Raw genomic sequence first — 25,298 nt, 5'->3', positions numbered from 1 at the left:
GGATCAGCCTTTCAGGTCTTGCCAGGCGCGGGCGGCCTGCGTGGCGAAACGGTCGAAATCCGAGGGCTTGTCATGCTCGGCCACCAGCAATTCGATCCGGGTCTGTACGCGCAGTGCCGTGATGATCGCGGGCCAGTCCATCGTGCCGGTGCCGGGATCGGCCCAGCCATCCTCATCGGTCTTTTCGCCCGCAGGCGCGATGTCCTTGAAATGCGCCGCCGTGATGCGGTCGCCGTGGCGGGCGATCCAGTCCAGCGGATCACCCTTGCCGCGCACGATCCAGGCGATGTCGGCCTCCCATTCGATCATCGGCGCCGCCTCCAGCATGATCTGCATCGGGATCTGGCCGTCCGGCGTGGGGTGGAATTCAAAATCGTGGTTGTGCCAGCCAAAGCGCAGCCCGCGCGCGGTCATGTTCTTGTGCGCGGCGGCAAGACGGGCGCCAATGGCCTGCCAGCCCTGCGAATCCTTGGGTTGCTGATCCGCCGTCAGATGCGGCGCGAAGATCATCGTGGCGCCCACCTGCCCGGCCAGATCGGCGACGGCCTGCGGGTCGGCCTCGATCATGTCCAGCGCGACATGCAGCGAGGGCATGGTCATGCCCGTCTCCTCCAGCGCCGCGCGGATCGCGGGCATGTCGTCAAAGGCGCCCCCGAAGCCCTCGGCGGCATCGAACTCCAGCGCGGACAGGCGGCGGATCACATCGGCATAGGGCGTGGCGAACCGGGCGGAATAGAGTTGCAGCGACAGTTTCATGGTCTTCTCCGGGATAAATTACAGGCGCAGCTCGCTGGCGGCGTCAAACAGCGACAGGCTGGCGGGGTCAAAGCCGATGGGCAGGCGGTCGCCCGCGCGGATGCGGGCCTCGCCGTCCATACGGACGCGGAATGCGGTCTCGCCAAGGCGGGTCCAGACGAGGGTGTCGGCGCCCATCGGCTCGACCACATCGACGATGACCTCGGCGCGGATGGGCAGACCGGCGGCCGCCGCGCCGGTGCGGACATGTTCGGGGCGGATGCCCAGATGCACGTCGCCGTCGCGCGGCGGCGCGGTGAAGGCATAGCCCTCGACGGCGGCGGTCAGGGCACCGCGAAAGATGCCGCCCTCCAGCCGCCCCGGCAGCAGGTTCATCGGCGGAGAGCCGATGAACCCCGCCACATAGAGGTTCGCCGGGCGGCGATAGATGTCGTCGGGCGTGGCCAGCTGCTGGATCTGACCGCCGCGCATGATGGCGATGCGGTCGGCCAAAGTCATCGCCTCGATCTGGTCATGGGTGACGTAGATCATCGTGTTCTGCAGGCTCTGATGCAGGCGTTTCAGCTCCACCCGCAATTCGGCGCGCAGTTTCGCGTCAAGGTTCGACAAGGGCTCATCGAACAGGAACACCTCCACGTCGCGCACCAGTGCCCGGCCGATGGCCACGCGCTGCCGCTGCCCGCCCGACAGGGCGGCGGGCTTGCGTTTCAGCAGCGGCCCCAGCTGCAGCGTGTCGGCGGCGCGCGCGATACGCCGCTTGATTTCGTCACGCGGGACGCGGGCGTTCTTCAGCCCGAATGACAGGTTCCCCTCGACGCTCATCTGCGGATAAAGCGCGTAGGACTGGAACACCATGCCGATGCCGCGCTCGGACGGTTCGGCCCAGGTGACGTTCCGGCCCGAGATGAACACCTGCCCCTGGGTCGGCGGCTGCAGCCCGGCGATGCAGTTCAGCAATGTGGACTTGCCGCAGCCCGAGGCGCCCAGCAGCACCAGAAACTCGCCGTCATGCACGTCGAGGTTCAGCCCGTGCAGCACATCGACGGCGCCATAGGACAGGGTCAGATCGCGGATCGAGACAGAGATGCCGTCCAGCGGGGAAGCGGCCTGCAGTGGTTGTGCCATGATGTCAGCCTTTCACGGCGCCTGCGGCGATGCCGCGGACGAACATTTTGCCAGAGATGAAATAGATGGTCAGGGGCACGATCCCGGTCAGCAGCGTCGCCGCCATATTGACGTTGTATTCCTTGACCCCCTGCACCGAGTTCACGATGTTATTGAGCTGCACCGTCATCGGATAGCTGTCGGGCCGCGTGTAGATGACGCCGAACAGAAAATCGTTCCAGATGCCGGTGACCTGCAGGATGACCCCCACCGCAAAGATCGGCAGCGACATCGGCACCAGCACCCGCAGGAAGATCCCCCAGAAGCCTGCGCCATCGACGCGGGCGGCCTTGAACAGCTCTTCCGGCAGCGAGGCGAAATAGTTGCGGAACAGCAGCGTGATGATCGGCATGCCGAAGATGACATGGACCATGACCACCCCCCAGACCGAGCCCATCAGCCCCAGCTCGCGCAGGATGATGACCAGCGGATAGATCATCACCTGATAGGGGATGAAGGCGCCGAAGATCAGGATGGTAAAGAACACCTCGGACCCGCGGAATTTCCAGTTCACCAGCGCATAGCCGTTCACCGCCGCCACGCCGATCGACAGGATCGTGGCCGGCACGACAATGCGGATCGAGTTCCAGAAGCCGCGCGACAGCCCGTCGCAGTTCAGGCCGGTGCAGGCCTGCGACCAGGCCTTGACCCAGGGCTCGAAGGTGATCTCGACCGGGGGGGCAAAGATATTGCCCATGCGGATCTCGGGCATGCCCTTCAGCGAGGTGACCACCATCACCCACAGGGGCAGCAGATAATAGACCGACACCATGATCAGCGCGCCGTAAACCATGATGCGGTTGGGCGACAGGCGGCGGGTCGGGCGCAGGCCCGAGGGGCCGTCCAGCAGGCGGGGCCCGGCCGCCGCGACGTGGTCACGCATGGCGTTTCCTTCCCATTCTGAACAGCGCAAAGGGGATGATGATCGCCAGCACCGAGGCCAGCATCATGGTCGAGGCGGCAAAGCCCTGCCCCAGATTCTGATTGGCGAACATGTAGTCATAGACGTATTTCGCAGGCACCTCCGAGGCGATGCCCGGCCCGCCATTGGTCAGCGCCACGACCAGATCGTAAAGCTTGATGATCCCCGCCGAGATCAGCACGATGCAGGTCGCAAAGACCGGCTTCATCATCGGGATGACCACCAGAATATAGGTCTTCCACGCCGGGATGCCGTCCACGCGCGAGGCTTTCCAGATGTCTTCGTCAATGCCGCGCAGGCCCGCCAGCATGATCACCGTGGTCAGCCCGGCGCCCTGCCAGATGCCCGCCGCCAGCAGCGCGATCAGCACCAGATCGGGGTTGTTCAGCGGATCGAAGGTAAAGCCGGTCCAGCCCATGCCACGCACGATGCCCTGCAGGCCGAAATCGGGGTTCAGGATCCATTGCCAGACCAGCCCGGTCACGATGAAGCTGAGCGCGTAGGGGAACAGGATGATGGTGCGGAACCCGTCCTCGAACCGGATTTTCTGGTCCAGCAGCACGGCCAGCAGAAAGCCGATCACCAGCGTCAGGACCAGCGCGGTGACGCCATAGATCGCCAGATTCTCGACCGAGATCAGCCAGCGCGGCGTGTCCCACAGGCGCCGGTACTGATCCAGCCCCACGAAATCCAGCCGCGGCAGCAGGCGCGAACTGGTGAAGGAATACACAACCGTCCAGACCGAACAGCCGATAAAGATCACCAGCGCGGTCAGCATCATCGGGGTGGCGGCCAGCTTGGCGGGCCAGTTGTGCAGAAGACGCAAGGGTCGGTCACGGCCGGTCATGTCGGTCGCTCCTGCTGAAGAGGGAAAGGGCCGCCCGGCCCGATGACCGGGCGGCAGGGGGGATCACTTGGGCATCACTTGTCGCGCAGAATGATCTGGACCAGACGCTCATGCGCGTCGGCGGGTGCCATGCTGGATCCGAAGAACTCGGACATCAGATCCTCGATCTGGCCGCGCGAGTCGGGCTGCAGCACCTCGTCGATCGACAGGATGGTGTTGCCCGCCGCCAGCGTTTCCAGACCGCGCGTGGTGCATTCGTTCACCTCGTCCAGATCAATGTCGCCGCGCACCGGCAACGAGCCCTTGGCGGCGTTGAAGGCCACCTGCGCCTCGGGCGAGACGATCACCTCGGCCAGCGCCAGCTGCGCCTCGGTCACGCCCGCATCGCGGTTCAGCGGGAAATAGAACGCATCGCCCCCCGTCGCGATGACCGGCGCGCCGCCCACCCCGATGATGCAGTCGTAATCCTCGCCCGCGACCTTGCCGGCCAGCGCGAATTCGCCCTGCGCCCAGTCGCCCATGACCTGCGCGCCGGCCTCGCCCTCGATGATGCGGGCGGTGGCGAGGTTCCATTCCGACAGGTTCCCCCCCGAGGACATGTCGCGCGCGGCGTCCAGTTCCTGAAAGATCTGCGCCATCTGGTCGCTGCGCAATGTGTCTTCGTCGCCTGTGCTGAACGCCTGCATGTAGAATTCCGGCCCCGCCAGACCGGCGACCAGCGTGTAGAACAGCACGCCCTGCTGCCAACCCTGCATCCCCAGCGCCAGCGGCAGCTTGCCCGCCTCGCGCAGCGCGGGGGCGGCGGCTTTCAGCTCTTCCCAGGTGGTGGCGGGGGCGACGCCTGCGGCCTCGAAGGCGGCGGGCGAGGTCCACATCCATTGCGGCGAATGGATGTTCACCGGCGCGCAATAGATGCGGCCCTCGAAGGTGCAGGCCTCCAGCAGCGATTGCGGGTTGATCACCTCGCGCCAGTTGCCGCGCTCAGCCACTTCGGTCAGGTCCAGCATCATGCCCGCCTCGACCAGCTCCTGCGCCTGCTGGCCGTGATTGAACTGGGTGGCGCCCATCGGATCGCCGCCCATGATGCGCGACATCATGATCGGGCGCGCGGTGGCGCCCGACCCGGCAATCGCGCCATCGACCCATGTGTGGTCGGTCTGCTCCCCGAAGATCCGCGCCAGTTCCTGCACGGCGGCAGCCTCGCCGCCCGAGGTCCACCAATGCGTCACCTCCAGATCGGCGGCAGCGGCGCCCATCGGCAGCAGCGTCAGCGCAGCGCCCGCCCGCAGGCGGCGCATCATGGTATTGTGCATTTTTATTCCTCCCTGAAACGGCCGCCCTGCCCTGTCCGGGCAGGCAGCGACAGATCGCCATCCGCGTCTCCACTCGCAGATGTAAACGATTGCCATGCAATTCATCTCACACAGATTGTAATGCGTCAACAATAAATGTAATCCTTTACACAGACCACAGAGAACAGCACCAAGGACATTTGAATGGCGATTGGAATCAAGGACATCGCCCGGCTCGCGGGGGTCTCGACGGCGACGGTCAGCCGCACATTGTCCAACCCCGACCGCGTGTCAGCCGAGACGCGCGCGCAGGTCATGGCGGTGGTCCAGCAGCATGATTACCGGGTGAATTCCTTTGCCCGGTCGCTGCGCGTCCGGCGCGCCGATGCGGTGCTGGCGCTGGTGCCCAATCTGGGCAACCCGTTCTTTTCCGAGATTATCGCGGGCATTCAGGACACGCTTGCCACGGCGGGGATCGACCTGCTGGTCAGCGATTCGCTGTCCCAGCGGGCGCGCTGTCAGTCGCCGGTCACGCATCTGCAGGCGGCGCGGGCCGATGGGCTGATCTGTCTGGACGGCTCGCTTCCCGCCGGGATTCTGGCGGATCTGGGCGCACGGGACGTGCGCGACCGGGTGGTCTTTGCCTGCGAATGGCCCGAGGGGCACGCCTTTCCCGCCGTGCGCAGCGACAACCGCGCGGGCATGGCGATGGCGGTGCAGCACCTGACGCAGCTGGGCCACCGCGATTTCGCGCTGCTGACCGGCCCCGAGGGCAATATCCTGACCCGCGAGCGGCGCCATGGCACCGAGGCGGCGCTGGCCGAGGCCGGTCTGCTGCTGCGCCCCGCCTGCATCGACGGCGGCACCTTTGACATCGAGGGCGGCTTTCGCGCGGCGGAACGGCTGATGCAGCTGGTGCCGCGCCCGACGGCGATCCTGTGCAGCTCGGACCAGCTGGCATTCGGCTGCACGGCGGCGCTGGTGCGGATGGGGATTTCGGTGCCGGGCGACGTGTCGGTGATGGGGTTCGACGATATTGCGCTGGCGGGCTATGCGCAGCCGCCGCTGACCACGATCCGGCAGGACCGCCGCCAGCTGGGCCGCACCGCCGCCGCCCGCCTGCTGGAGGGGCTGGGATCAGGTGCCCGCGCGGATGAGCAGATGACGACGCTGCCGGTCGAACTGGTGGTCCGCGCCTCGACCCGGGCCTGCGCGACCGCGCGCGGTTACAGGCCGAACTGGCGCGGCAGCCACATCGTCAAAGACGGGATATAGGTCACCAGCAGCAGGATGCCCACCAGCAGCAGGTAGAAGGGGCCAAGGCCGCGAATGGCCGTCTCGACCCGCACGCGGGCCACGCCTGCGCCGACGAACAGCCCCGTCCCCACCGGCGGCGTGATCGTGCCGATGGCCAGGTTGAAGATCATCACCACGCCGAAATGCACCGGGTCCATGCCCACCTGCTGCGCGATCGGCAGCAGGATCGGCGTGAATATCAGGATCGCCGGGCCCATATCCATGAAGCAGCCGATCACCAGCAGCAGCAGGTTGATGATCAGCAGCACGATGATCGGATCCTCTGAAATCGCGAGGATGACCGAGGTGACGGCGGCGGGAATGCCGGTGAAGGCCATGGCGAAACTCAGCGCCGCCGAGGCCGCCAGCAGCAACATGATCGCGCCGGTCATCTGCACCGTCTCGATCAGGAATTCGGGCAGCGCGCGCAGCGGCACCGTGCGGTGGATCACGAAGGCCAGCAGCAGAGTGTAGATGACGGCGATGCCCGAGGCCTCGACGGCGGTGACGATGCCCAGCATGATGCCGCCGATCACGAAGACGATCAGCAGCAGGCTGGGAATGGCGCGCGCGATCACCCACAGAGCTGCGCGCAGCGTGGTGCGCGGGGCCACCGGCCAGCCGCGGCGATGGGCGATAATGCCGGTCAGGATCATCATGCCAAGGCCCCACAGCCCGCCCGCCACGGCCCCCGCCATGAACAGCGCCGCAATCGAGGTGCCGCCGGCAACCAGCGAATAGATGATGAACGCGGTCGAGGGCGGGATCAGCATACCGGTCGGCGCCGAGGCGATGTTCACGGCGGCCGCAAAGCCCGGATCATAGCCCTCGCGCTTTTGCATCGGCACCATGACGCCACCGATCGAGGTCGAGGCGGCGATGGCCGACCCGGAGATCGCGCCGAACAGCATGTTGCCCGCGATATTGGTCTGGGCCAGCGAACCGGGGATGCGGCCCGCGATCAGCCGGGCGAAATCGACCAGACGGATGGCGATGCCGCCCGAATTCATGATGACGCCCGACAGGATGAAGAACGGCACCGCCAGCAGCGTGAAACTGTCGAGGCTGGCCAGCATCTTCTGCGCCGAGGTGAACAGCGCCATGTCAAAGGGCAGCACCAGCAGCAGCGCGGCGATGGCGGCGGCGGTGATCGCCACGGCCAGCGGAATCCCCAGCAGCGCAAGGATGGCAAAGACGGAAATCAGGATCAGGCTGGCGGGTCCGGCCATGGCGTCATTCTCCCGGCAGTTGGGACACTTCGTCCAGGGGCGACTGGCGCTGACGCCCGCGCGCAACATCAATCAGGTTCAGCGCGGCATAGATCAGCATCAGCACGCCGCTGACCGGCAGCGACAGATAGACCCAGCTCATCGGGATGCGCATCACGGCGCTGGTCTGGCGGGCCGCGATCTCGACGCCCCGCAGCCCGCCCACGATCAGCACGATGGCCGCAAAAATCGCCAGTGCGATGCAGGACAGCGCCTCCAGCGACATCCGGCCGCGATGCGGCAAGCGGCTGGCCAGCATGTCGATGCTGAGATGCGTGCCCTTGCCGGTGGCATAGGCCGCCCCCAGCAGCGACAACCAGATCACCCCATAGCGCAGGATTTCCTCGGTCACGGATGAGGGGGCGTTCATGCCATAGCGGCTGATGACCTGCCAGCACAGCACGGCCACCAGCAGGGTCAGAAGGCTGCAGCACACTCCGCCCAGGGTCAGGTCAAGAATGCGCCGCAGCCTGTCCATCATGCGCCTCCGGCTGCGCGGATCTGTTCGACCAGGGCCGCGTTGCCCTCGTCCAGCTCATCATACATCGGCGCCACGGCGTCGCGGAAGGGGGCCAGATCGGGCTCGTAGAACTGCACGTCGAACCGCTCGGCGGCCTCGGTGGCAGCCTCTTCGACGGCGGCGTCCCAGACGGTCTTGTGGAACGCGGTCGATTCGGCTGCGGCCTCGGTGACGGCGGTGCGGTGCTCTTCGGACAGGCGGTCCATGGTGGCGGTGCCGATCAGCAGGATGTCGGGGATGCGGGTATGGCCGTCATAGCTGTAATGCTTGGCGACCTCGGCATGGCGCGCGATGGTCAGGGCGAATTCGTTGTTCTCGGCCCCGTCCAGCACGCCCTGTTGCAGCGAGGTATAGACCTCGGCCTGCCCCATGGCGACCGGCGTGGCGCCCAGCAGTTCGGTCATGCGGATGGCGGTCGGGCTTTGCAGCACGCGGATTTTCAGGCCCGCCAGATCCTCGACCGATTGCACCGGCTTGTTCGAGGTATAGAAATTGCGCGCGCCCGAATTGTAATAGGTCAGGCCCAGAAAGCCCAGATCGGCGGTGGACTGATAGACCGGGTCCATGATCGCCGCGTCATCCATGGCGGCGTAGAAATGGTCCTGATCGTCGAACAGATAGGGCATCGGGAAGACGCCATAGACCGGCGCGAAGCTTTCCAGCAGCCCGCCCGACACCTTGGTCACGTCCAGCGCGCCGCCCTGCACCATCTCGACCATCTCGCGTTCGCCGCCCAGCTGGCCATCGGGGAAGAACTGCACCGAGACCTCGCCGCCGGTCTTTTCCTCGACCAGCTCGGCGAATTTCTGCATCGCCTCGACGGTGGGCGTGGCGTTCTGGGCATAGCCGAAACGCAGCGTCTCGGCCTGTGCGGCGGCCGCGGTCAGCACCAGTGCCATCGCGGTCATTGTGGTCTTGCGGATCATCTTGTCTCCTCCTCCAAGGTTGGTGCGCGGTCAGATATAGCCGCGCAGATATTCAGCCAGCGCCAGCATCGCCATCGCCTGCCCGTAGGGCATCGAGGTCTGCGGGATCTGGCGGTAGTAATCGAGATCGCTGCCCATGGCGGTGCCGAACGAGACGTTCTGCAATTCACCCTCGGGCGAGATATTGTCGATCACGGCCTTGATGGCGCGTTCGGCCACGGGGGCGTAATCGGCGGGCAGATAACGGCGGCGCACGCCTTTCAGCAGGCCATAGGCGAACCCGGCCGTGGCCGAGGTTTCCAGATAGCTGCCCTTGTCATCCAGCAGCGTGTGCCACAGCCCGCTGTCATCCTGCGTGTCGCGCAGGGCGCGTGCCTGACGGTTGAACAGCGACAGCAGATGGCGCCGCGTCGGGTCGCCCTCGGGCAGGTTCAGCAATTCGATGAATTCGGGGATGACGATGGTGATCCAGCTGTTGCCCCGCGCCCAGAGCGCGCGGGCAAAGTTGTGATCGCCGTCAAAGGTCCAGCCGTGGAACCACAGGCCCGATTGCGTGTCGGCCAGATATTGCGCATGCAGCAGGAACTGGTATTTCGCCTCGTCCACATAATGCGGGCGGTCCAGCACCAGACCGATCTTGGCCAGCGGCATGACCGACATCATCAGCGTGTCGTCCCACATCTGCTGGTCGTTCACGCTGTTATAGACGATGTGCTGCAAGCCGCCCTCGCGGGTGCGCGGCATCTCGTGCATGACCCATTCGGCCCAGGCGTCCAGATAGGGCAGCCACATCGGGTTGCGGTCGCGTTCATACAGATGCGCCAGCGTCAGAAAGGGTGCGACGGTGTTGATGTTCTTGGTCGGCGTGCCCTCGGACAGGCGGGCGTCGAACCAGTCGCGGATGATACCCATCGCCTTGTCGCTGCCGGTCAGCTGCCAGTATTGCAGCAGCCCGTAAAGGCCGATGCCATGGGTCCATTCCCAACCGGCCCAGCCCTTGGTGTCGATCACGCGGCCATCTTCCAGCCGCAGCAGAAACTCACCCGTCTCGTCGGTGATATTGACGAGATTGTCGGCCAGCCGCTCGATCAGGCCCGACACCTCGGTGCGGGAAATGAAACGGTCTTTCTGGCGCAGCAGCGGGTGCATGATCTGGTCTCCTCCGATTTTCGGAACGTCGTTCCGGAAATGAAGGAACCATACTCCGTTTCAGAAATCAACAGGTTTCTGCCGGTCAGGTATGCCCATAATTGCAGGGCCAAACGATTGCTTGACAGATGCATCGCAAATTTTCAGAATGAAGTTCCAAAAATTCAAGAATGGCACCATGGCTCAGAAACCGCACAAGACCGAGAATGCCGCCGCTGTTCTCAAGGTGTTCGCCGTTCTCGAATCGCTGGCGCAGGACCGCCGCGCCAGTCTGGCCGATATTGCGCAGCGCGCCATGACCGCCAAGACCACCGCCCACCGGCTGCTGCAGACGATGGTCGATCTGGGCTATGTCGAGCAGGAGGCCGAGACCGAGAAATACGGGCTGACGCTGAAACTGTTCGGCCTGGGCGCCCGTGTGCTGCGCGGCCAGCAGGATCTGCTGGCGGCCTGCGACCGCGAAATGGGCCGCCTGTCGCGGGCCACGGGCGAGTCGATCAATCTGGGGGTGATGGACGATTTCGACCAGCGCGTCGCCTATATCCACAAATATGACAGCGCCTACAGCCTGTCGATGCAGTCCACACTTGGCAAGCGCAACCCGCTGCATTCCACCTCGCTTGGCAAGGCCTTGCTGGCATTCCGCGACGATGCCGAGATCGCCGAGCGTCTGTCGGCGATGGAGCTGACCAAGCTGGCGCCCCGCACCATCACCGACCGCGATCTGCTGCGCGCCGAACTGGCCGCCATCCGTGCCCGCGGCTATGCCGAAGAGGTCGAGGAATCCGAGGCCGGCGTGCGTTGCATGGCGGTGCCGGTGATGGATCACGCGGGCCGGTCGGCGGCGGCGATCAGCATTGCCTTTCCGCTGGTGCGTTTCGACGAATCGCGCAAGCCCGAATATGTGCGCCTGCTGCTCGAGGCCGGACGGGCGGCCTCGGGCGCGCTTGGTTACAGCTGACATCAGACGCGGTCCTGCCAGGCCCGCGCATAGGCGCGCAGCCTGTCCACATGACCGGGCGTATGATCGTTGGGGGGCCATGTCGTCGTCGCGGGCGGCGTGGAGTCGGGCAGGCACAGCAGCGCGGCGCCGACGCTGGTGCCGGTGGCCGATGTCGCCGTCTCGACCCCGCCGGGGCGCAGCGCGGCCAGCATGTCCAGAAAATCGGGATTGCGCGCAAACGGCCCCTCGATGATGGCGGGGCCTTCGGCACCGACCAGATCAAGGCAGGTCTGCGTCATCAGCGCCAGATACCACGACAGCGCCACCATCCGCTGACCCTCGCTGCGGGGCCGGGCGGTCCATGCCATCGCGCGGCCCTGAAACGGCCCCGAGCCCGGCTCGACCGCGGGCAGGATCATCAGCGCGCGGTCCAGCACCGCCTTGCGGTCAGCGGCATCGGGCCGGGCGGTGTGGCCCGCGCGGATCAGTTCGAACTCGCGCCCGCCCATGAAGCGGGCCGAGGGCACGGGCTGGCCCAACGCATTGACGTTCACCAGCACATCGCGCGCCGGATCGGGCGCGACCGCGCGCCCCCCCATCGCCATCGCCACCACCCATGTTCCGGTCGAGACGACCGCAAACGCCCCCTGCCGCCCCAGCAGATGCGGGTAAAGCGAGGCGTTGCTGTCATGGATGCCGACCGCGACGGGCGTGCCCTGCGGAATGCCCGTCACGGCGGCCACCTCGGGCGTCAGCCCGCCCAGAACCTCGTTCGCGCGGCGCGCGGGCGCGATGCGGCCGGTCAGGTCAAGCGCCTGAACCAGCGGTGAAAACCGCCCCTCATAGGGCTGCCACAGATCGGTATGGCAGCCAAGCGAGGTCACATCGCTGGCCAGTTCCCCGGTCAGGCGAAAGCCCCAGTATTGCGGATAGGTCACGACATGGGCCAGCCGGTCGCGCAGACCCGGCTGCGCCTGCAGCAGCCAGTGCAGCTGCGCGCCAAGGTTCAGCCCCACCGGCAGGCGCGGCGATCCGGTCTGCGCGAAATCCGGGCGCAGCGCGTCATACTGGTCCGCCAGCGTGTCGGGGCCGCCATGCTCGTAATCCAGCATCGGCACGGCGACCTGCCCGTCTGCCTCCAGCAGCACCGCCGCCGCGCCATGGGTGGTCACGGAAATCGCGTCGACCCCGTGGATGTCGTGGAACGCGGCCAGATGGGTCAGAAAGAACTGCCAGTGCCCCTCCAGATCCACATGCGGCCAGGGCGGGCCCGGCAGGGGGCGGTTGGGGCGGGTCACAACGGCGATCTCGGACAGGGTTGCCCCATCGACCAGCGCCAGTTTCGCGTTGGTCTTGCCGATGTCGATGACGGCGATATGGCTCATGGCAGGTGAAACATCGGCGTCAGCGGCACGGCCACGGGTTCGCCATCGGGATGGGTTTCCATGACATCGGCCATATGCGCCCACCAGCGGCGCATGACCGGATGGTCGGGCAGATCGTCCATGCCGTGATCGTCGCGCCGCCACAGGGTGGCGAACAGCGCGCCCGACGCCTCGTCCAGATGGATCGAGTAATCCTGCACGCCCGCCTCGCGCAGCAGGGTGGCCAGTTCGGGCCAGATCGCGTCGTGGCGGCGGCGGTATTCATCGGCCATGCCCGGATTCAGGGTCATGCGAAAGGCGTATTTCTGCATTATGTCCTCAGTTTGGAAATCAGGCGGGGCACGGCGATGACCCCGATCAACAGCAGGCCCACGACGATCGACATCACGATGCCCGGCACGTTCAGCAGGCCCAGCCCGAAGGTCACCAGCCCCAGCACGAAGGCCGCCAGCACCACGCCGGGGATCGTCCCCGACCCGCCCAGAATGCTGACCCCGCCCAGCACAACGATGGTGACGACCTCCAGCTCGAACCCCGAGGCGATCGAGGGGCGGGTGGACCCCAGCCGCGAGGTCAGGCAGATCGCGGCGATCCCGCTCATCAGCCCGGTCAGCAGGAACAGGATAAAGCGCACCCGGTCGACGCGGATGCCGGAAAACCGCGCGGCGGTGGCGTTGTTGCCGATGGCGTAAACGGTGCGGCCAAAGCTGGTGCGGTGCAGCAGCACGCCAAAGACCAGCGCCGAGATCGCAAAAATCACCAGTTCGACCGTGATCACCCAGACGACATAGCCCTGCCCGAACCACGCGAAACCGGAGGGATAGCCGGTAAACGCGCCGTCCCCCAGCAGGATATAGCTGATGCCCCGGAACAGGCTCATCGTGCCGATAGTGACCACGATTGAGGGCAGACCAAAGCGGGCGACCAGCACGCCGTTGAAGGCCCCGCAGGCCAGCCCCGTGGCCAGCCCCACCGCGACCAGAACCGGGGTCGGCGCGCCCATGCTCATCGCGATACCCATCGCGGTCGAGGCAAGGGCGACAATGGCGCCCACCGACAGGTCGATGTCCCCCGCCACGATCAGCAGCGCCATGGCAAAGGCGATCATCGCCTTTTCGGTAAAGTTGAACGTCGCGTCCGACAGGTTCCACGGATCGAGGAAATAGGGCGAGGCCCATGCGTTCAAAAGGAAAACGGTGATCGCCACCACGGCCAGCAGCGATTCCCAGCTTTTCAGCGCGCGGGATGCGGGGCTGGTCAGACGGTCGGGGATCATGCGCCCGGATTGCGGTTGATGGGTCATGTCCGCACCTCGGCCCGTTTCAGGATGATGCGTCCCGGATCGCGTCTGCGGGCGTTAAAGGCGATGGCGGCCAGAATGGCCGCGCCGGAAATTGCCATCTGCCAGAAGGGCGAGATGCCCACCACCGGCAGCGCGTTCTTGATGATGCCCAGAAACAGCGCCCCCATGACCGCGCCCGCCACCGTGCCCGCCCCACCCGCGATGGCGATGCCGCCGATGACGCAGGCGGCGACCACGTCCAGCTCGAACCCGCGCGCGATGTCGACATAGGCCACCGCATAGCGCGCGACCCACAGATAGCCGGTCAGCCCGGCCAGCGCCCCCGCCAGCACAAAACCCGCGAATTGCGTGCGCCCGACCGACAGACCGGTATAGACCGCCGCATGCGGATTGCCGCCCACCGCATAAAAGGCGCGTCCAAGCGGCGTGCGCGTCATCAGCACCCCGACCGCCGCAATGGCCGCGATGGCGATCCAGGCCATGACCGGCAGGCCCAGGATCATCTGGCGGGGCACGGCCTTGAACGTGGCGCTCATCTGATGAGCGTTGATCCACGCCCCCTCGGTCAGCAGAAAGATCGAGCCGCGATAGATGGTCATGGTGCCAAGCGTCACCACGATGGACGGAATGCCAAGCGTCCAGACCAGCACCCCGTTGATCGCCCCCAGACCCGCGCCCAGCACGATCACCACCAGCAGGATCAGCGGCATCGGCACGCCCATCCCGTCCAGCAGCGCCGCGACCATGCCGCACAGCGCCAGATTGGCCGCCACCGACAGGTCGATACATTTCGTCAGGATCACCGCCATCTGCCCCAGTGCCAGCAGGATCAGCGGCGAGGTGTCGGTAAAGACGCGCGCCAGATTGGCCGGCGCGACAAAGCCGGGAAAGCGGCTGGCAATGGCGGCCAGCAGCAGCACGATCACCCCGGCAAGGATGATCTCACGCGATTTCAACAGGGTCATGCGGCGGCCCTTTCGATGCCCACGGCGGCGCGGATCAGGTTTTCGGGCGTCATCTGGGGGCCTGCGAATTCGCCCGCGATGCGGCCCTCGCGCATGACGATGATGCGGTCGGACATGCCCAGAACCTCGGGGATTTCGCTGCTGACCATGATGACGGCCAGCCCCTGCGCGGCCAGTTCCGACATGAAGTCATGCACGGCGGCCTTGGAGCCGATGTCGATGCCCTTGGTCGGCTCGTCCAGAATGATGATGCGGGGCTGGGTGGCCAGCCATTTGGCGATGACCACCTTTTGCTGGTTGCCGCCCGACAGCAACCCGATGTCCTGATCCAGACTGGCCGCGCGCAGGTCCAGCCGCTGCGTATAGTCGCGGGCCAGCTTGAATTCCTCGGCCAGCCGCAGAAAGCCCGCGCGGCTGGTGCGCGCCAGCGAGGGCAGCGTGACGTTCTGAAAGATCGGCAGCCCCTTGACCGCGCCCTGACGGCCGCGATCCTCGGGGACATAGACGATCCCCGCCGCCACCGCCTGCGCGGTCGAGCGGATGACGCGCACGTCGCCCTCGATCCGGCAGGCGCCTTTTGCGGGCTGGCTGATGCCGAACAAAGCCTGCATCACCTCGGACCGGCCGGCGCCGACAAGGCCGTAAAAGCCAAGGATTTCGCCCTGATGCAGGGTAAAGGTGATGTCTTCATATTCGGTCGGATGGCAATATCCGGCCACCGTCAGCACCGGCGGGCCGATCTGTGCGGGGCGCTTGGGATAGATCTGATCGACGCTGCGGCCGACCATCATCTGCACCAGCTGGCCCTCGGTCACATCCGCCATCGCCCCTTCGCCCACAAAGGCACCGTCGCGGAACACGGTCCAGCGATCACTGATGCGAAATATCTCGTCGAACTTGTGGCTGATGAACAGGATCGCCTTGCCCTGCGCGCGCAGCTTGTCGACCAGCTCGTACAGCTCGGCGATTTCCTTGTGCGACAGGGCGGCGGTGGGCTCGTCCATGATCACCACGCGGGCATCGACCGACAGGGCGCGGGCGATGGCCACCAGATGCTTGCTGGCGATCCCCAGATCGCGCAGCCGCACGCCCGGGTCCAGATCGGCGCCGATGCTGCGCAGAATGTCGCGCGCCCGCGCCCGCATGGCGCGACGGTCGATCAGGCCAAGGCGCGTGCGGGGCGCATGGCCGATAAAGATGTTCTCGGCCACGGTCATCTCGTCGAACAGGACGGTTTCCTGATGGATCGCGGTGACGCCCGCCGCCCCCGCCGCCTGCGCGGTCGGAAAGCGCACCGGGTTGCCATCTATCAGGATCTGCCCCTCATCGGGCTGATAGATGCCGGTCAACACCTTGACGATGGTTGATTTTCCGGCGCCATTCTCGCCGATCAGGGCGGTGACCTGACCGGGATAGAGGTTCAGCCGCACACCATCCAGCGCGCGGACACCGGGGAATGTCTTGACGATGCCGTCAAGCGACAGCACGGGGTCAGCCTGCATGGGTCATATCCTGCTGAAGCACCCCGGCACGCAACCGCGCACCGGGGGCAAGGGTCCGCGATCAGAAGATCGAGCTGAACTCGTCGATATTGCTGGCGTCATAGGTGAACGGGTCGGCCATCGCGGCCTCGGTGTTCTCGTCCAGCGTCACCTCGCCCATGCGCCCGATCGGGATGGTCGCGCCGGGCTCGGCCACGGCATCGCCATTGGCCAGATGATAGGCGATCATCGTGGCCGAATAGCCCAGATCAATCGGGTTCCAGATCGCGAAAGACTGCGACGCGCCCGACTTCACATGCCCCGCCATTTCCGAGGGCAGGCCCAGCCCGGTCACATTGACCTGACCCACCTTGCCCGCATCGGTCACGGCCTGCGCGGCGGCCACGATCCCCACGCTGGTCGGCGCGATGATCGCGCGCAGATCGGGGTGGCTTTGCATCAGCCCCTGCGCCTCGCGATAGGATTTATCGGCCAGATCGTCGCCATAGACCGTCGCCACGACATTGATGCCGGGATAATCGCCCATCACCTTGGTCATTTCCTCGATCCAGATGTTCTGGTTGGTCGAGGTGGTGGTGGCCGACAGCACCGCCACATCGCCGCCCTCGGGCAGGTGATCGGCGGCCAGCTTGATGATCGTATTGCCGATCAGCGGCGCCGAGGACGGGTTCAGGTGCATCGCCCGGCCTTCGGGCGCCACGCCGCTGTCCCAGCTGATGACGGTGATGCCGCGATCCATGGCGCGTTTCAGCGTGGGGGCCAGCGCGTCGGTGTCATTGGCGCTGACCGCGATGGCATCGACGCGCTGCGCGATCAGGCTGTTGATCACCTCGATCTGGCCCTCGGCGGTGGTGTCGGTCGGGCCGGTATAGATGATCTCGACATCGCCCAGCTCGGCTGCGGCCTCTTCGGCGCCCTTGTTGGCGGCCTCGAAAAAGCCGATGCCAAGCGCCTTGGCGACCAGCGCGATGCGCATGGTCTCGGCCTGCGCCGCACCGGCCATCAGCGCAAGCGCCGTGGCCGTGGTCAGAAGTGTCCTCGAAATGCTCATCTGTTCCTCCCTGATAAGCGTCGTTCCGCGCCGCTACTCCTCGGCGCGTGTCTTTTTGTCCTGACGGGCCGCACCAGTCACGGGGGCCACGATCAGGTGAATGTCTGCCGCCTCCAGCATCGCGGCCGCCCGGTCGTCGATCCCGTCATCGGTGATGACGGCATGGATGCGCGACAGCGGGCAGAGCAGCAGGCTGGAGCGCTGCGCGAATTTCGAACTGTCGGCCAGCACGACCAGTTCATCGGCCTGACCGATCAGCTTTTGCTCGGCCTGTACCAGCAGCGGGTCGCCCTCCATCAGGCCCAGGGGACCCAGCCCCCGGCAGCCCATGAACATGCGGCGCGCGTAGAAATGATTGCTGCCATCCTCGTCAAAGGGCGACAGGATGATGTTCTGTTCGCGATAGATCGCGCCCGCCGGCAGCAGCACGGTGTTCTTCGACTGCTTCAGCAGATGTTCGGCAATCGGAAAGCTGTTGGTAAAGACCTGCAGCCGCTTGGTGGTCAGCGGGTGCACCATCTGAAACGTCGTCGTGCCGCCATTGATGATGATCGCATCGCCATCCTCGCACAGATCGACGGCGGCTTGGGCGATTGCGCGTTTCTGCGCGATATTGATTGTCTGGTTCACGGCAAAGGGCCGCGCGTTGATGCCGACAAATTGCGGCGGATGGGTCGCCTCGGCCCCGCCGCGCACCCGGCGCAGCTTCTTGGCAAGATGCAGCTGCGCGATGTCACGGCGCACCGTCGCCTCGGAGGCATTGGTCAGCGCGCACAGATCGGCCACCGTCACCACGGGCCGTTCCTGCACAGCAGACAAAATGATGCGATGGCGTTCGGTTTCCAGCATGGTCTCCCCTTCCCTGTTTGCAGCTTCCGCTCAGTTCCGATCATTGTCAATCATTATTGCGCGATCAGGTCTTTCTGCACCTGCACAATGATCGAAACTGATTGAATATGATTGACCGAAACCGCTCTCACGGTGTATCGCCAATGGGAACGCGCGGCGAGGGGCCGCCAGAAGGGAGCCATCCTATGACCATGACGAAATCGGCCAACCGGCTGGAAAACCTGTGGAATGACGCGACAGCCGCGTCGATGAGCGAATCGGAAAAGCTGCTCTATCGCTCGAACCTGCTGGGTTCGGACAAGCGGGTGACGAATTACGGCGGCGGCAACACCTCAGCCAAGGTGATGGAACTCGACCCCCTGACCGGAGAGCAGGTCGAGGTGCTGTGGGTCAAGGGCTCGGGCGGCGACATCGGCTCGATGAAGATGGACGGGTTTTCAACGCTCTACATGGACAAGCTGAGGGCACTTAAAGGCAAGTATCGCGGGCTGGAACACGAGGATGAAATGGTGGCCTACCTGCCCCATTGCACCTTCGCGTTGAACCCGCGCGCGGCCAGCATCGACACGCCGCTGCACGCCTATGTTCCCAAAAAGCACGTCGATCACGTCCATTCCGACGCGATCATCGCCATTGCGGCTTCGGTGAATTCGCGCGACCTGACGACCGAGATTTTCGGCGACGATATCGGCTGGCTGCCGTGGAAGAAGCCGGGCTACGAGCTTGGATTGTGGCTGGAAAAGCTGGCGGTCGAGAATCCGGGCATGCGCGGCGCGGTGCTGGAAAGCCATGGGCTGTTTACCTGGGCCGATGATGCAAAGGACTGCTATCTGACCACGCTGGAAATCATCAACAAGGCCGCCGCCTGGCTGGAAGAGCGCAGCACCGCCCCCGCCTTTGGCGGCACCGCCCGCCCGACGCTGGATGCGGATCAGCGCCGTGACGTCGCCGCACGCCTGATGCCGGTGATCCGCGGCCTGATTTCCAAGGACCGCCACAAGGTCGGCCATTTCGACGACCAACCCGCCGTGCTGGACTTTGTCGGCTCGGCCATGCTGGAGACCCTGGCGCCCATGGGCACCTCATGCCCCGACCATTTCCTGCGCACCAAGATCCGCCCGCTGCTGGTCGATTTCGACCCCGCGAAACCCGATCTGGACGCGACGCTAGCCGCGCTGCCGCAGGCCGTGTCCGATTACCGCGACGATTACGCCGCCTATTATGACCGCTGCAAAAAGCCCGACAGCCCGGCGCTTCGCGACCCGAACGCGGTGGTCTATCTGATCCCCGGCGTCGGCATGATCACCTTCGCGCTGGACAAGGCGACGGCCCGTGTGTCCGCTGAATTTTATGTCAATGCAATCAATGTGATGCGCGGCGCCAGCGCGGTCAGCACCTATCAGGGCCTGCCCGAGCAGGAAGCCTTTGATATCGAATACTGGCTGCTGGAAGAGGCGAAGCTGCAGCGCATGCCGAAACCCAAATCGCTGGCGGGCCGGGTGGCGCTGGTCACCGGCGGCGCGGGCGGCATCGGGGCTGCGACCGCGGAACGCTTCCTGCGCGAAGGCGCCTGCGTCATGCTGGCCGATATTGACGAGGCCGCGCTGAAGACCGCGCAGGACGGTCTGGCCGCCAGCTTTGGCGCGGATGTGGTGCGCGGCGTGCAGATGAACGTCACCAGCGAGGCGCAGGTGGCCGCTGCCTATGCCGCCATGGCGGTCGAGTTCGGCGGCATCGACATTCTGGTCTCGAATGCCGGCATCGCATCGTCGGCGCCGATCGAGGAGACCTCGCTGGCGCTGTGGAACAAGAACATGGACATCCTGTCCACCGGCTATTTTCTGGTGTCCCGCGAGGCGTTCAAGACCTTCCGCGCGCAGGACATTGGCGGCGCGGTGATCTTTGTGGCCTCGAAGAACGGTCTGGCCGCCAGCCCCAATGCCAGCGCCTATTGCACCGCCAAGGCCGCCGAGATCCATCTGGCCCGCTGTCTGGCGCTGGAAGGCGCCGAGGGTGGTATCCGCGTCAATGTGGTCAATCCCGACGCGGTGCTGCGCGGCTCGCGCATCTGGGAAGGCGAATGGCTGGACCAGCGCGCCTCGACCTATGGCACCGACAAGGGCGGTCTGGAAGAAATGTATCGCCAGCGGTCCATGCTGAAACGCTCCGTCCTGCCCGAGGATATTGCCGAGGGCGCGTATTTCTTTGCCTCCGATCTGTCGGCCAAATCGACCGGCAATATCCTGAATGTGGATGCGGGCAACGTTCAGGCGTTCACGAGGTAAGCCATGATCGACAAAAGCACCATCGAGGCGGAAAATGCCGCCCGCCAGTCCGATCTGGCCGCCGATTACGATGCCCTGGGTGCGCGGCTTGCGCGCCGGGGCGTGGACATCGAAGCCCTGACCACCCGCGCCATGGGCTTTGGCGTGGCGATCCCCAGCTGGGGCACCGGCACCGGCGGCACGCGGTTCGCGCGTTTCCCCGGCGCGGGTGAGCCTGCCGGTATCATGGACAAGCTGGACGATTGCGGCGTGATCCACCAGCTGACCGCCGCCACGCCCAAGGTCAGCCTGCATATCCCGTGGGACAAGACCGACCCGGCTTTGCTGCTGGAAAAGGCCGAGGCTGCGGGGCTTGGCTTTGATGCCATGAACTCGAATACCTTTCAGGATCAACCGTATCAGGCGCATAGCTATAAATACGGTTCACTGTCGCATACCGATGCCGCGACGCGTGCGCAGGCGGTCGAGCATAATCTGGAATGTATCGAGATCGGGCGCGCCATTGGCTCGAAGGCCCTGACGGTCTGGATCGGCGATGGCTCGAACTTTCCCGGCCAGACCTCGCTCAGCCGCCAGTTCGACCGCTATCTTGACGCGATGGGTCAGGTCTATGCCGGCCTGCCCGACGACTGGCGGCTGTTCAGCGAACACAAGATCTATGAGCCCGCGTTCTATTCGACCGTGGTGCAGGACTGGGGCACCAGCCTGATGATCGCGCAGGAGCTGGGCCCCAAGGCGCAATGTCTGGTCGATCTGGGCCACCACGCGCCCAATGTGAATATCGAGATGATCGTGGCGCGGTTGATCCGCGCGGGCAAGCTGGGCGGGTTCCATTTCAACGACAGCAAATATGGCGATGACGATCTGGACGCGGGCACGATCGAGCCATTCCGCCTGTTCCTGGTCTTCAACGAGCTGGTCGAGCTGGAGGATACGCCCGGCCTCGACCTGTCGCATATGATCGACCAGAGCCATAATGTGACCGACCCGATCGAAAGCCTGATGATCTCGGCCTGCGAGATTCAGCGGGCCTTTGTGCAGGCGTCGCTGGTGGACCGCACCGCGCTGGACGGGTTCCGCGAGGGCAATGACGCGCTGATGGCCGCGGCCACCCTGCGCGCCGCCTTCCGCACGGATGTCGATCCGATCCTGCAGATGGCCCGTCTGCGCAAGGGCGCGGCCATTGATCCGGTCGCGGCCTATCGTGCCTCGGGCTGGCGGGCGAGGGTCGCGGCCAGCCGTCCGGTCAGTGCGGGCGGCGGTGGCGGCATCGTCTGACATCAGCGGGATGCGCGCGGGGGTCCGGGGGCCCCGCAGCCGCCCCGCCCCCCTCGATGGGGGGCGGGGCGGCTTTCCGTTCAACACGGTTGCCACCCTCACGCCCAGCACCTATATCTAGCCAGATAGCTAGACAGGTGAAGCCATGTGGACCCTTCAGGACGCCAAGAACCGTTTCAGTGCCGTGGTTGACGCCGCCCTTGCCGGTCAGCCGCAAGAGGTCACGCGCCGCGGCAAGCCCGCCGTGGTCGTGCTGTCGGTCGCGGATTACAACCGCATCCTGACCGATGCCCGTCACAGCCGCGAAAGTTTTGCCAGCCATCTGCTGGCCTTTCCCGGCCCCGCCGCCGATCCCGACCGGATGCGCGCCCGCCCCCGCGACGTGCAGTTCTGATGTATCTGCTGGACACGAATGTCATCTCGGCGGTGCGCAGGCCCGACCGGGCGCCGCAGGTCGCGGCCTGGCTGGCGGGCAAACCCGAGGCGCAGCTTTACCTGTCCGTCATCACCCTGGGCGAGATCGAGCGTGGCATCGGCCAGCAACAGGCGCGCAATCCGGGCCTTGCCGCCGATCTGCGCGCATGGCTGGACCGGACGCTGCTGCTGTTTGCCGACCGGCTGCTGCCCTTCGGCGCGGCCGAGGCGCGGGTCTGGGGGCAGCTGAGCCAGCGCATCGGCCATGACGGCGCCGATCTGATGATCGCAGCTACAGCACTTTGTCAGGATGCGACCGTAGTGACCGGAAATATAACGGATTTCGAACCGACGGGCGCGCGGCTGGAGAACCCCTTCGCCTAGCTTGGGCTGCGGTCGGCCCATCCGGCAAAGATCTTCTCCAGCGCCACCACGATGTAATAGAGAACGATCCCCAGAAACGCCAAGGCGATCAGAACCGCGAACATCAGCGGGTAATCCGAATTCGTGCGCCCGCTGTCGAACAGCGCGCCAAGGCCGCGCCCGTGCGGGGACACGATCTCCATCAGATTGGTGCCGATAAAGGCCAGCGTCACCGCGACCTTCAGCGCGCCAAAGAATTCGGGCAGGGTCTTGGGCAGCGCGATCTTCCAGAAGATCGTCAGCTTCGAGGCGCCAAGCGATCGCAGGATGTCGCGATATTCCGGCTCCAGCGTCGACAGCCCGATGGCGACCGACACGGCGATCGGGAAAAAGCTGATCATGAAGGCGATCAGCACCGTGTTGAAATCATGCTGGCCCACGAACATCAGCGCCACGATGGGCACGACCGTTGCCTTGGGGATGGCGTTGAACCCCACCAGCAGCGGATAGAGCGCATCGCGCATGGTGCGCGAGAACCCCATGACCACGCCAAGCGCGGTGCCAAAGATCACCGCCAGCACCAGACCGGCCACGGTCCGCCACAGCGTCTGCCAGCCCATTTCCAGAAACAGCCAGCGGAACCGCCAATAGGCGGGCGGCAGGTCCGAGGGCGCGGCCATGCGATAGCGGGGCCAGCCGTTGAACCAGACCAGAAACTCCCAGAACATCAGGAACAGCGCGATGGCGGCCAGCGGCACGGCGATTTTCTTCAGCATCAGGCAGCTACCTCGGCGCGCCCTTGGGCAATCTGGATCTGGTGGCGCAGCAGGTTCAGACGTTCCGCCGCCTCGGGCGTATACAGATCGTCCAGCGTGCGGCCCGTGCCGCCGGGCACGTTCATGCGATACTGCGCCGTGGCCGGGCGGCCCGACAGCACGACCACCTCATCGGCCAGAAAGATCGATTCGCGCAGATCATGGGTGATCAGCAGCGTGGTGAAGGGTTCCTGACGGCGCAGGGCGTGCATGGTCTGCCACAGATCCTCGCGCGTGAAGGCATCCAGCGCGCCAAAGGGCTCGTCCAGAATCAGCACCTCGGGCTTGTGCACGATGGCGCGGCACAGCGACGCGCGCTGCCGCATGCCGCCCGACAGTTCGGACGGGCGCTTGGCCTCGAACCCCTCCAGGCCCACCAGAGCCAGCAATTCGCGGGCGCGGGCCTCTCGGTCGCGGCGCGGCATGCGGGGGGCCACGATTTCAAGCGGCAGGATCACATTGTCGAGGATGGATCGCCATTCCAGCAGCACCGGGTTCTGGAACGCCATGCCCACCGTGCGGCGCGGCCCGCGCACGGGTTCGCCATGCAGAAACACCTCGCCCTGATCGGGCTTCATCAGCCCCGCGATCAGCCGTGTCAGCGTGGATTTGCCGCAGCCCGACGGCCCCACGACCGCGCAGAACGCGCCCGTGGGGATGGCCAGCGACAGGTCGCGCAGCACCGGCAGCGGGCCATGCGGGGTCCGGTAGGCATGGGTGACATGCCGGATCTCGACCGTGTTGGTCACGGCTTACTGCATCATCAGGCTGCCATCCTCGGGCAGCCATGCGTCACTGAAATACAGTGCCGGATCGGGGTCGTTCTGGAATTCATAGGTCAGCTTGATCTGCTCGACCGCATTGGCCATGCGGTCCGCGTCGATATTGCCCATGCCGTTTTCCATGACCCAATCGGTCATCACATTGTCCTGCATCGCCAGCGTCAGACGCTCCAGTTCCAGCTCGGCGTCCATGCCGGGATTGCGGCTGGCCAGAGCGGCCACAGCGGCCTCGGGATCGGCGGCGGTGTCCTTCCAGCCTTTCGCGACGGCGCGCAGAAAGCCGGTCACGGCCTCGGGGTTGGCCTCGGCAAAGTCGGTGTTCACGATCACCGCATTGCCATACAGGTCCACACCATAATCGGCCATCAGCAGGACCGAGATGTCGTCGCCCTCGACCCCCAGCCGCTTGGTGTTCAGATACGAGGTGAACGAAAAGCCGGTGACGGCGGCCACCTTCCCCTCGGCCAGCATCGGCTCGCGCGTCGGGAAACCCACGGGTTCGATGGTAATCTGATCCATGTCCAGATCATTCTCGGCGGCAAAGATCGGGAACTGCGCCCATGCGCCATCGGGCGGCGGCGCACCCAGCACCTTGCCCATCAGATCGGCGGGTGCCTCGACCCCCAGCGACTTGCGCCCGATCACGGCGAAGGCGGGCTTGTCATAGACCATCATCGCCGCAATCACCGGCGCGCCGGGGTTCTGGTCCAGAAACCGCACGAGGCTGTTGATGTCGGCAAAGCCCACCGGGAATGCGCCCGTCGCCACCTTGGGGATCGCATCCAGCGAGCCCTCGCCCGCCGTCACCTCGATCGTCAGCCCCTCGGCCTCGAAATGGCCCTGATCCACGGCCACGAAATAGGGCGCGGCGGGGCCTTCGAAACGCCAGTCCAGCGCGAAGGGCATCGCGGTGTCGGCAAGGGCCGCGCCGCTTGTCAGCAGGGTGGCGGCGAGGGTGACCAGCGGGCGGTGAAACATGGCGCGGCGACTTTCCGGTAAGGGGATGCTGCCGCTATGTTGTGCAGCGGGCGGCGGCAGCGTCAAGCACTGGACCACCCGATCCCGGCGCCTGCCGCCATGTTTGCGCAAAAGACAGGCAGATAGCCTAGCAACTGTATCCCTCACGCGGTCGAAGGCGTCCATTTCTGACGGCTTTTACACAGGGCGTTAGCCAGGTTGACCAGTTTCCGGGCGACCGCCGTTATGATGACCTTGTGCGGTTT

General features: G+C 65.4%; 25 protein-coding genes. 6 read left to right on the top strand and 19 right to left on the bottom strand.

Annotation, left to right across the window (positions count from 1 at the left end; genetic code table 11):
• Nucleotides 1-3 precede the first annotated feature (3 nt).
• The 5 genes from ACK41U_RS13660 to ACK41U_RS13640 all read right to left on the bottom strand — a co-directional run bounded on the left by ACK41U_RS13660 (nt 4) and on the right by ACK41U_RS13640 (nt 5,002).
• Nucleotides 4-756 carry a sugar phosphate isomerase/epimerase family protein gene (locus tag ACK41U_RS13660; RefSeq protein ID WP_409681208.1) on the bottom strand — a complete coding sequence of 251 codons (753 nt, stop codon included), beginning with the start codon at nt 754-756 and terminating at the stop codon, nt 4-6.
• An 18-nt stretch (nt 757-774) separates the two neighbouring features.
• Nucleotides 775-1,881 (bottom strand): ABC transporter ATP-binding protein, encoded by a 1,107-nt coding sequence (locus ACK41U_RS13655; RefSeq protein ID WP_409681206.1) that lies wholly within the window; start codon nt 1,879-1,881, stop codon nt 775-777.
• A gap of 4 nt (nt 1,882-1,885) precedes the next feature.
• On the bottom strand, nt 1,886-2,803 hold the full coding sequence (locus tag ACK41U_RS13650) for a carbohydrate ABC transporter permease (protein WP_409681204.1): 918 nt from the start codon (nt 2,801-2,803) through the stop codon (nt 1,886-1,888).
• Entirely contained in the window at nt 2,796-3,689 is an 894-nt protein-coding gene (locus ACK41U_RS13645; RefSeq protein ID WP_409681202.1) for a carbohydrate ABC transporter permease, read from the bottom strand. The genes ACK41U_RS13650 and ACK41U_RS13645 overlap by 8 nt, the downstream gene beginning before the upstream one ends.
• Before the next feature lie 74 nt (nt 3,690-3,763).
• The gene (locus tag ACK41U_RS13640) at nt 3,764-5,002 is read right to left on the bottom strand and encodes an ABC transporter substrate-binding protein (RefSeq protein WP_409681201.1); all 1,239 of its coding nucleotides are present in this window, start codon (nt 5,000-5,002) and stop codon (nt 3,764-3,766) included.
• A 183-nt stretch (nt 5,003-5,185) separates the two neighbouring features.
• On the opposite strand from ACK41U_RS13640, the gene ACK41U_RS13635 reads away from it, so the two are divergent.
• Nucleotides 5,186-6,256, top strand: coding sequence for a LacI family DNA-binding transcriptional regulator (locus ACK41U_RS13635; protein WP_409681199.1), 1,071 nt, complete (start codon nt 5,186-5,188; stop codon nt 6,254-6,256).
• Here the strand turns inward: ACK41U_RS13635 and ACK41U_RS13630 are convergent.
• Genes ACK41U_RS13630 through ACK41U_RS13615 form a run of 4 tightly spaced genes read right to left on the bottom strand, consistent with a single transcriptional unit; the run spans nt 6,208 to nt 10,140 of the window.
• Entirely contained in the window at nt 6,208-7,506 is a 1,299-nt protein-coding gene (locus ACK41U_RS13630; RefSeq protein WP_409681197.1) for a TRAP transporter large permease, read from the bottom strand. The two genes, ACK41U_RS13635 and ACK41U_RS13630, sit on opposite strands and share 49 nt — an antisense overlap.
• Nucleotides 7,507-7,510: 4 nt before the next feature.
• Nucleotides 7,511-8,026 carry a TRAP transporter small permease gene (locus ACK41U_RS13625; protein WP_409681195.1) on the bottom strand — a complete coding sequence of 172 codons (516 nt, stop codon included), beginning with the start codon at nt 8,024-8,026 and terminating at the stop codon, nt 7,511-7,513.
• Nucleotides 8,023-8,991 (bottom strand): TRAP transporter substrate-binding protein, encoded by a 969-nt coding sequence (locus ACK41U_RS13620; RefSeq protein ID WP_409681193.1) that lies wholly within the window; start codon nt 8,989-8,991, stop codon nt 8,023-8,025. The genes ACK41U_RS13625 and ACK41U_RS13620 overlap by 4 nt, the downstream gene beginning before the upstream one ends.
• A gap of 30 nt (nt 8,992-9,021) precedes the next feature.
• Complete coding sequence (locus ACK41U_RS13615; protein ID WP_409681191.1) at nt 9,022-10,140, bottom strand: glycoside hydrolase family 105 protein; 1,119 nt, start codon at nt 10,138-10,140, stop codon at nt 9,022-9,024.
• Nucleotides 10,141-10,318: 178 nt separating this feature from the next.
• Here ACK41U_RS13615 and kdgR point away from each other — a divergent pair, with 178 nt between their 5' ends.
• On the top strand, nt 10,319-11,101 hold the full coding sequence (kdgR, locus tag ACK41U_RS13610; protein ID WP_409681189.1) for a DNA-binding transcriptional regulator KdgR: 783 nt from the start codon (nt 10,319-10,321) through the stop codon (nt 11,099-11,101).
• Nucleotides 11,102-11,103: 2 nt separating this feature from the next.
• On the opposite strand, the gene ACK41U_RS13605 is transcribed toward kdgR, so the two are convergent.
• The 7 genes from ACK41U_RS13605 to ACK41U_RS13575 form a co-directional block, all read right to left on the bottom strand.
• Nucleotides 11,104-12,468: an FGGY-family carbohydrate kinase gene (locus tag ACK41U_RS13605; protein ID WP_409681187.1), complete on the bottom strand. Its 1,365-nt coding sequence runs from the start codon at nt 12,466-12,468 to the stop codon at nt 11,104-11,106.
• Entirely contained in the window at nt 12,465-12,779 is a 315-nt protein-coding gene (gene rhaM, locus ACK41U_RS13600; protein ID WP_409681185.1) for an L-rhamnose mutarotase, read from the bottom strand. The genes ACK41U_RS13605 and rhaM overlap by 4 nt, the downstream gene beginning before the upstream one ends.
• Nucleotides 12,779-13,771: an ABC transporter permease gene (locus ACK41U_RS13595; protein WP_409681184.1), complete on the bottom strand. Its 993-nt coding sequence runs from the start codon at nt 13,769-13,771 to the stop codon at nt 12,779-12,781. The genes rhaM and ACK41U_RS13595 overlap by 1 nt, the downstream gene beginning before the upstream one ends.
• Nucleotides 13,768-14,736, bottom strand: coding sequence for an ABC transporter permease (locus ACK41U_RS13590; protein WP_409681182.1), 969 nt, complete (start codon nt 14,734-14,736; stop codon nt 13,768-13,770). The genes ACK41U_RS13595 and ACK41U_RS13590 overlap by 4 nt, the downstream gene beginning before the upstream one ends.
• Nucleotides 14,733-16,238: a sugar ABC transporter ATP-binding protein gene (locus ACK41U_RS13585; RefSeq protein WP_409681180.1), complete on the bottom strand. Its 1,506-nt coding sequence runs from the start codon at nt 16,236-16,238 to the stop codon at nt 14,733-14,735. Before ACK41U_RS13585 ends, ACK41U_RS13590 begins: the two co-directional genes overlap by 4 nt.
• A gap of 61 nt (nt 16,239-16,299) precedes the next feature.
• Complete coding sequence (gene rhaS, locus ACK41U_RS13580) at nt 16,300-17,289, bottom strand: rhamnose ABC transporter substrate-binding protein (RefSeq protein WP_409681178.1); 990 nt, start codon at nt 17,287-17,289, stop codon at nt 16,300-16,302.
• A 33-nt stretch (nt 17,290-17,322) separates the two neighbouring features.
• Nucleotides 17,323-18,138, bottom strand: a complete 816-nt coding sequence (locus ACK41U_RS13575; protein WP_409681176.1) for a DeoR/GlpR family DNA-binding transcription regulator — start codon at nt 18,136-18,138, stop codon at nt 17,323-17,325.
• 185 nt (nt 18,139-18,323) lie between these two features.
• On the opposite strand from ACK41U_RS13575, the gene ACK41U_RS13570 reads away from it, so the two are divergent.
• From ACK41U_RS13570 to ACK41U_RS13555, 4 genes are all read left to right on the top strand, one after another.
• Nucleotides 18,324-20,423 carry a bifunctional rhamnulose-1-phosphate aldolase/short-chain dehydrogenase gene (locus ACK41U_RS13570; protein ID WP_409681175.1) on the top strand — a complete coding sequence of 700 codons (2,100 nt, stop codon included), beginning with the start codon at nt 18,324-18,326 and terminating at the stop codon, nt 20,421-20,423.
• A 3-nt stretch (nt 20,424-20,426) separates the two neighbouring features.
• On the top strand, nt 20,427-21,701 hold the full coding sequence (rhaI, locus tag ACK41U_RS13565) for an L-rhamnose catabolism isomerase (protein WP_409681173.1): 1,275 nt from the start codon (nt 20,427-20,429) through the stop codon (nt 21,699-21,701).
• Between the two features lie 145 nt (nt 21,702-21,846).
• Complete coding sequence (locus ACK41U_RS13560) at nt 21,847-22,095, top strand: type II toxin-antitoxin system Phd/YefM family antitoxin (protein ID WP_409681171.1); 249 nt, start codon at nt 21,847-21,849, stop codon at nt 22,093-22,095.
• Complete coding sequence (locus tag ACK41U_RS13555) at nt 22,095-22,499, top strand: type II toxin-antitoxin system VapC family toxin (RefSeq protein WP_409681170.1); 405 nt, start codon at nt 22,095-22,097, stop codon at nt 22,497-22,499. The genes ACK41U_RS13560 and ACK41U_RS13555 overlap by 1 nt, the downstream gene beginning before the upstream one ends.
• Here the strand turns inward: ACK41U_RS13555 and ACK41U_RS13550 are convergent.
• The 3 genes from ACK41U_RS13550 to ACK41U_RS13540 are packed head-to-tail and all read right to left on the bottom strand — an operon-like array spanning nt 22,496 to nt 25,053.
• Nucleotides 22,496-23,254, bottom strand: a complete 759-nt coding sequence (locus ACK41U_RS13550) for an ABC transporter permease (protein WP_409681168.1) — start codon at nt 23,252-23,254, stop codon at nt 22,496-22,498. The genes ACK41U_RS13555 and ACK41U_RS13550 overlap by 4 nt on opposite strands.
• Nucleotides 23,254-24,042 (bottom strand): ABC transporter ATP-binding protein, encoded by a 789-nt coding sequence (locus ACK41U_RS13545; RefSeq protein ID WP_409681166.1) that lies wholly within the window; start codon nt 24,040-24,042, stop codon nt 23,254-23,256. Before ACK41U_RS13545 ends, ACK41U_RS13550 begins: the two co-directional genes overlap by 1 nt.
• A 3-nt stretch (nt 24,043-24,045) precedes the next feature.
• Complete coding sequence (locus ACK41U_RS13540; protein WP_409681164.1) at nt 24,046-25,053, bottom strand: ABC transporter substrate-binding protein; 1,008 nt, start codon at nt 25,051-25,053, stop codon at nt 24,046-24,048.
• Nucleotides 25,054-25,298: the final 245 nt, after the last annotated feature.

The sequence above is a fragment of the Paracoccus sp. (in: a-proteobacteria) genome (genome assembly GCF_046289755.1).
Classification (GTDB): domain Bacteria; phylum Pseudomonadota; class Alphaproteobacteria; order Rhodobacterales; family Rhodobacteraceae; genus Paracoccus.
The sequence above is the reverse complement of the archived record's forward strand: the minus strand, read 5'-3'. Positions and strand labels throughout refer to the sequence as shown.

Bases quoted from the DNA above. Each gene is read 5' to 3' on its own strand.
- ACK41U_RS13660 (WP_409681208.1), bottom strand. From the start codon at position 756: ATGAAACTGTCGCTGCAACTCTATTCCGCCCGGTTCGCCACGCCCTAT.
- ACK41U_RS13655 (WP_409681206.1), bottom strand. From the start codon at position 1,881: ATGGCACAACCACTGCAGGCCGCTTCCCCGCTGGACGGCATCTCTGTC.
- ACK41U_RS13650 (WP_409681204.1), bottom strand. From the start codon at position 2,803: ATGCGTGACCACGTCGCGGCGGCCGGGCCCCGCCTGCTGGACGGCCCC.
- ACK41U_RS13645 (WP_409681202.1), bottom strand. From the start codon at position 3,689: ATGACCGGCCGTGACCGACCCTTGCGTCTTCTGCACAACTGGCCCGCC.
- ACK41U_RS13640 (WP_409681201.1), bottom strand. From the start codon at position 5,002: ATGCACAATACCATGATGCGCCGCCTGCGGGCGGGCGCTGCGCTGACG.
- ACK41U_RS13635 (WP_409681199.1), top strand. From the start codon at position 5,186: ATGGCGATTGGAATCAAGGACATCGCCCGGCTCGCGGGGGTCTCGACG.
- ACK41U_RS13630 (WP_409681197.1), bottom strand. From the start codon at position 7,506: ATGGCCGGACCCGCCAGCCTGATCCTGATTTCCGTCTTTGCCATCCTT.
- ACK41U_RS13625 (WP_409681195.1), bottom strand. From the start codon at position 8,026: ATGATGGACAGGCTGCGGCGCATTCTTGACCTGACCCTGGGCGGAGTG.
- ACK41U_RS13620 (WP_409681193.1), bottom strand. From the start codon at position 8,991: ATGATCCGCAAGACCACAATGACCGCGATGGCACTGGTGCTGACCGCG.
- ACK41U_RS13615 (WP_409681191.1), bottom strand. From the start codon at position 10,140: ATGCACCCGCTGCTGCGCCAGAAAGACCGTTTCATTTCCCGCACCGAG.
- kdgR (WP_409681189.1), top strand. From the start codon at position 10,319: ATGGCTCAGAAACCGCACAAGACCGAGAATGCCGCCGCTGTTCTCAAG.
- ACK41U_RS13605 (WP_409681187.1), bottom strand. From the start codon at position 12,468: ATGAGCCATATCGCCGTCATCGACATCGGCAAGACCAACGCGAAACTG.
- rhaM (WP_409681185.1), bottom strand. From the start codon at position 12,779: ATGCAGAAATACGCCTTTCGCATGACCCTGAATCCGGGCATGGCCGAT.
- ACK41U_RS13595 (WP_409681184.1), bottom strand. From the start codon at position 13,771: ATGACCCATCAACCGCAATCCGGGCGCATGATCCCCGACCGTCTGACC.
- ACK41U_RS13590 (WP_409681182.1), bottom strand. From the start codon at position 14,736: ATGACCCTGTTGAAATCGCGTGAGATCATCCTTGCCGGGGTGATCGTG.
- ACK41U_RS13585 (WP_409681180.1), bottom strand. From the start codon at position 16,238: ATGCAGGCTGACCCCGTGCTGTCGCTTGACGGCATCGTCAAGACATTC.
- rhaS (WP_409681178.1), bottom strand. From the start codon at position 17,289: ATGAGCATTTCGAGGACACTTCTGACCACGGCCACGGCGCTTGCGCTG.
- ACK41U_RS13575 (WP_409681176.1), bottom strand. From the start codon at position 18,138: ATGCTGGAAACCGAACGCCATCGCATCATTTTGTCTGCTGTGCAGGAA.
- ACK41U_RS13570 (WP_409681175.1), top strand. From the start codon at position 18,324: ATGACCATGACGAAATCGGCCAACCGGCTGGAAAACCTGTGGAATGAC.
- rhaI (WP_409681173.1), top strand. From the start codon at position 20,427: ATGATCGACAAAAGCACCATCGAGGCGGAAAATGCCGCCCGCCAGTCC.
- ACK41U_RS13560 (WP_409681171.1), top strand. From the start codon at position 21,847: ATGTGGACCCTTCAGGACGCCAAGAACCGTTTCAGTGCCGTGGTTGAC.
- ACK41U_RS13555 (WP_409681170.1), top strand. From the start codon at position 22,095: ATGTATCTGCTGGACACGAATGTCATCTCGGCGGTGCGCAGGCCCGAC.
- ACK41U_RS13550 (WP_409681168.1), bottom strand. From the start codon at position 23,254: ATGCTGAAGAAAATCGCCGTGCCGCTGGCCGCCATCGCGCTGTTCCTG.
- ACK41U_RS13540 (WP_409681164.1), bottom strand. From the start codon at position 25,053: ATGTTTCACCGCCCGCTGGTCACCCTCGCCGCCACCCTGCTGACAAGC.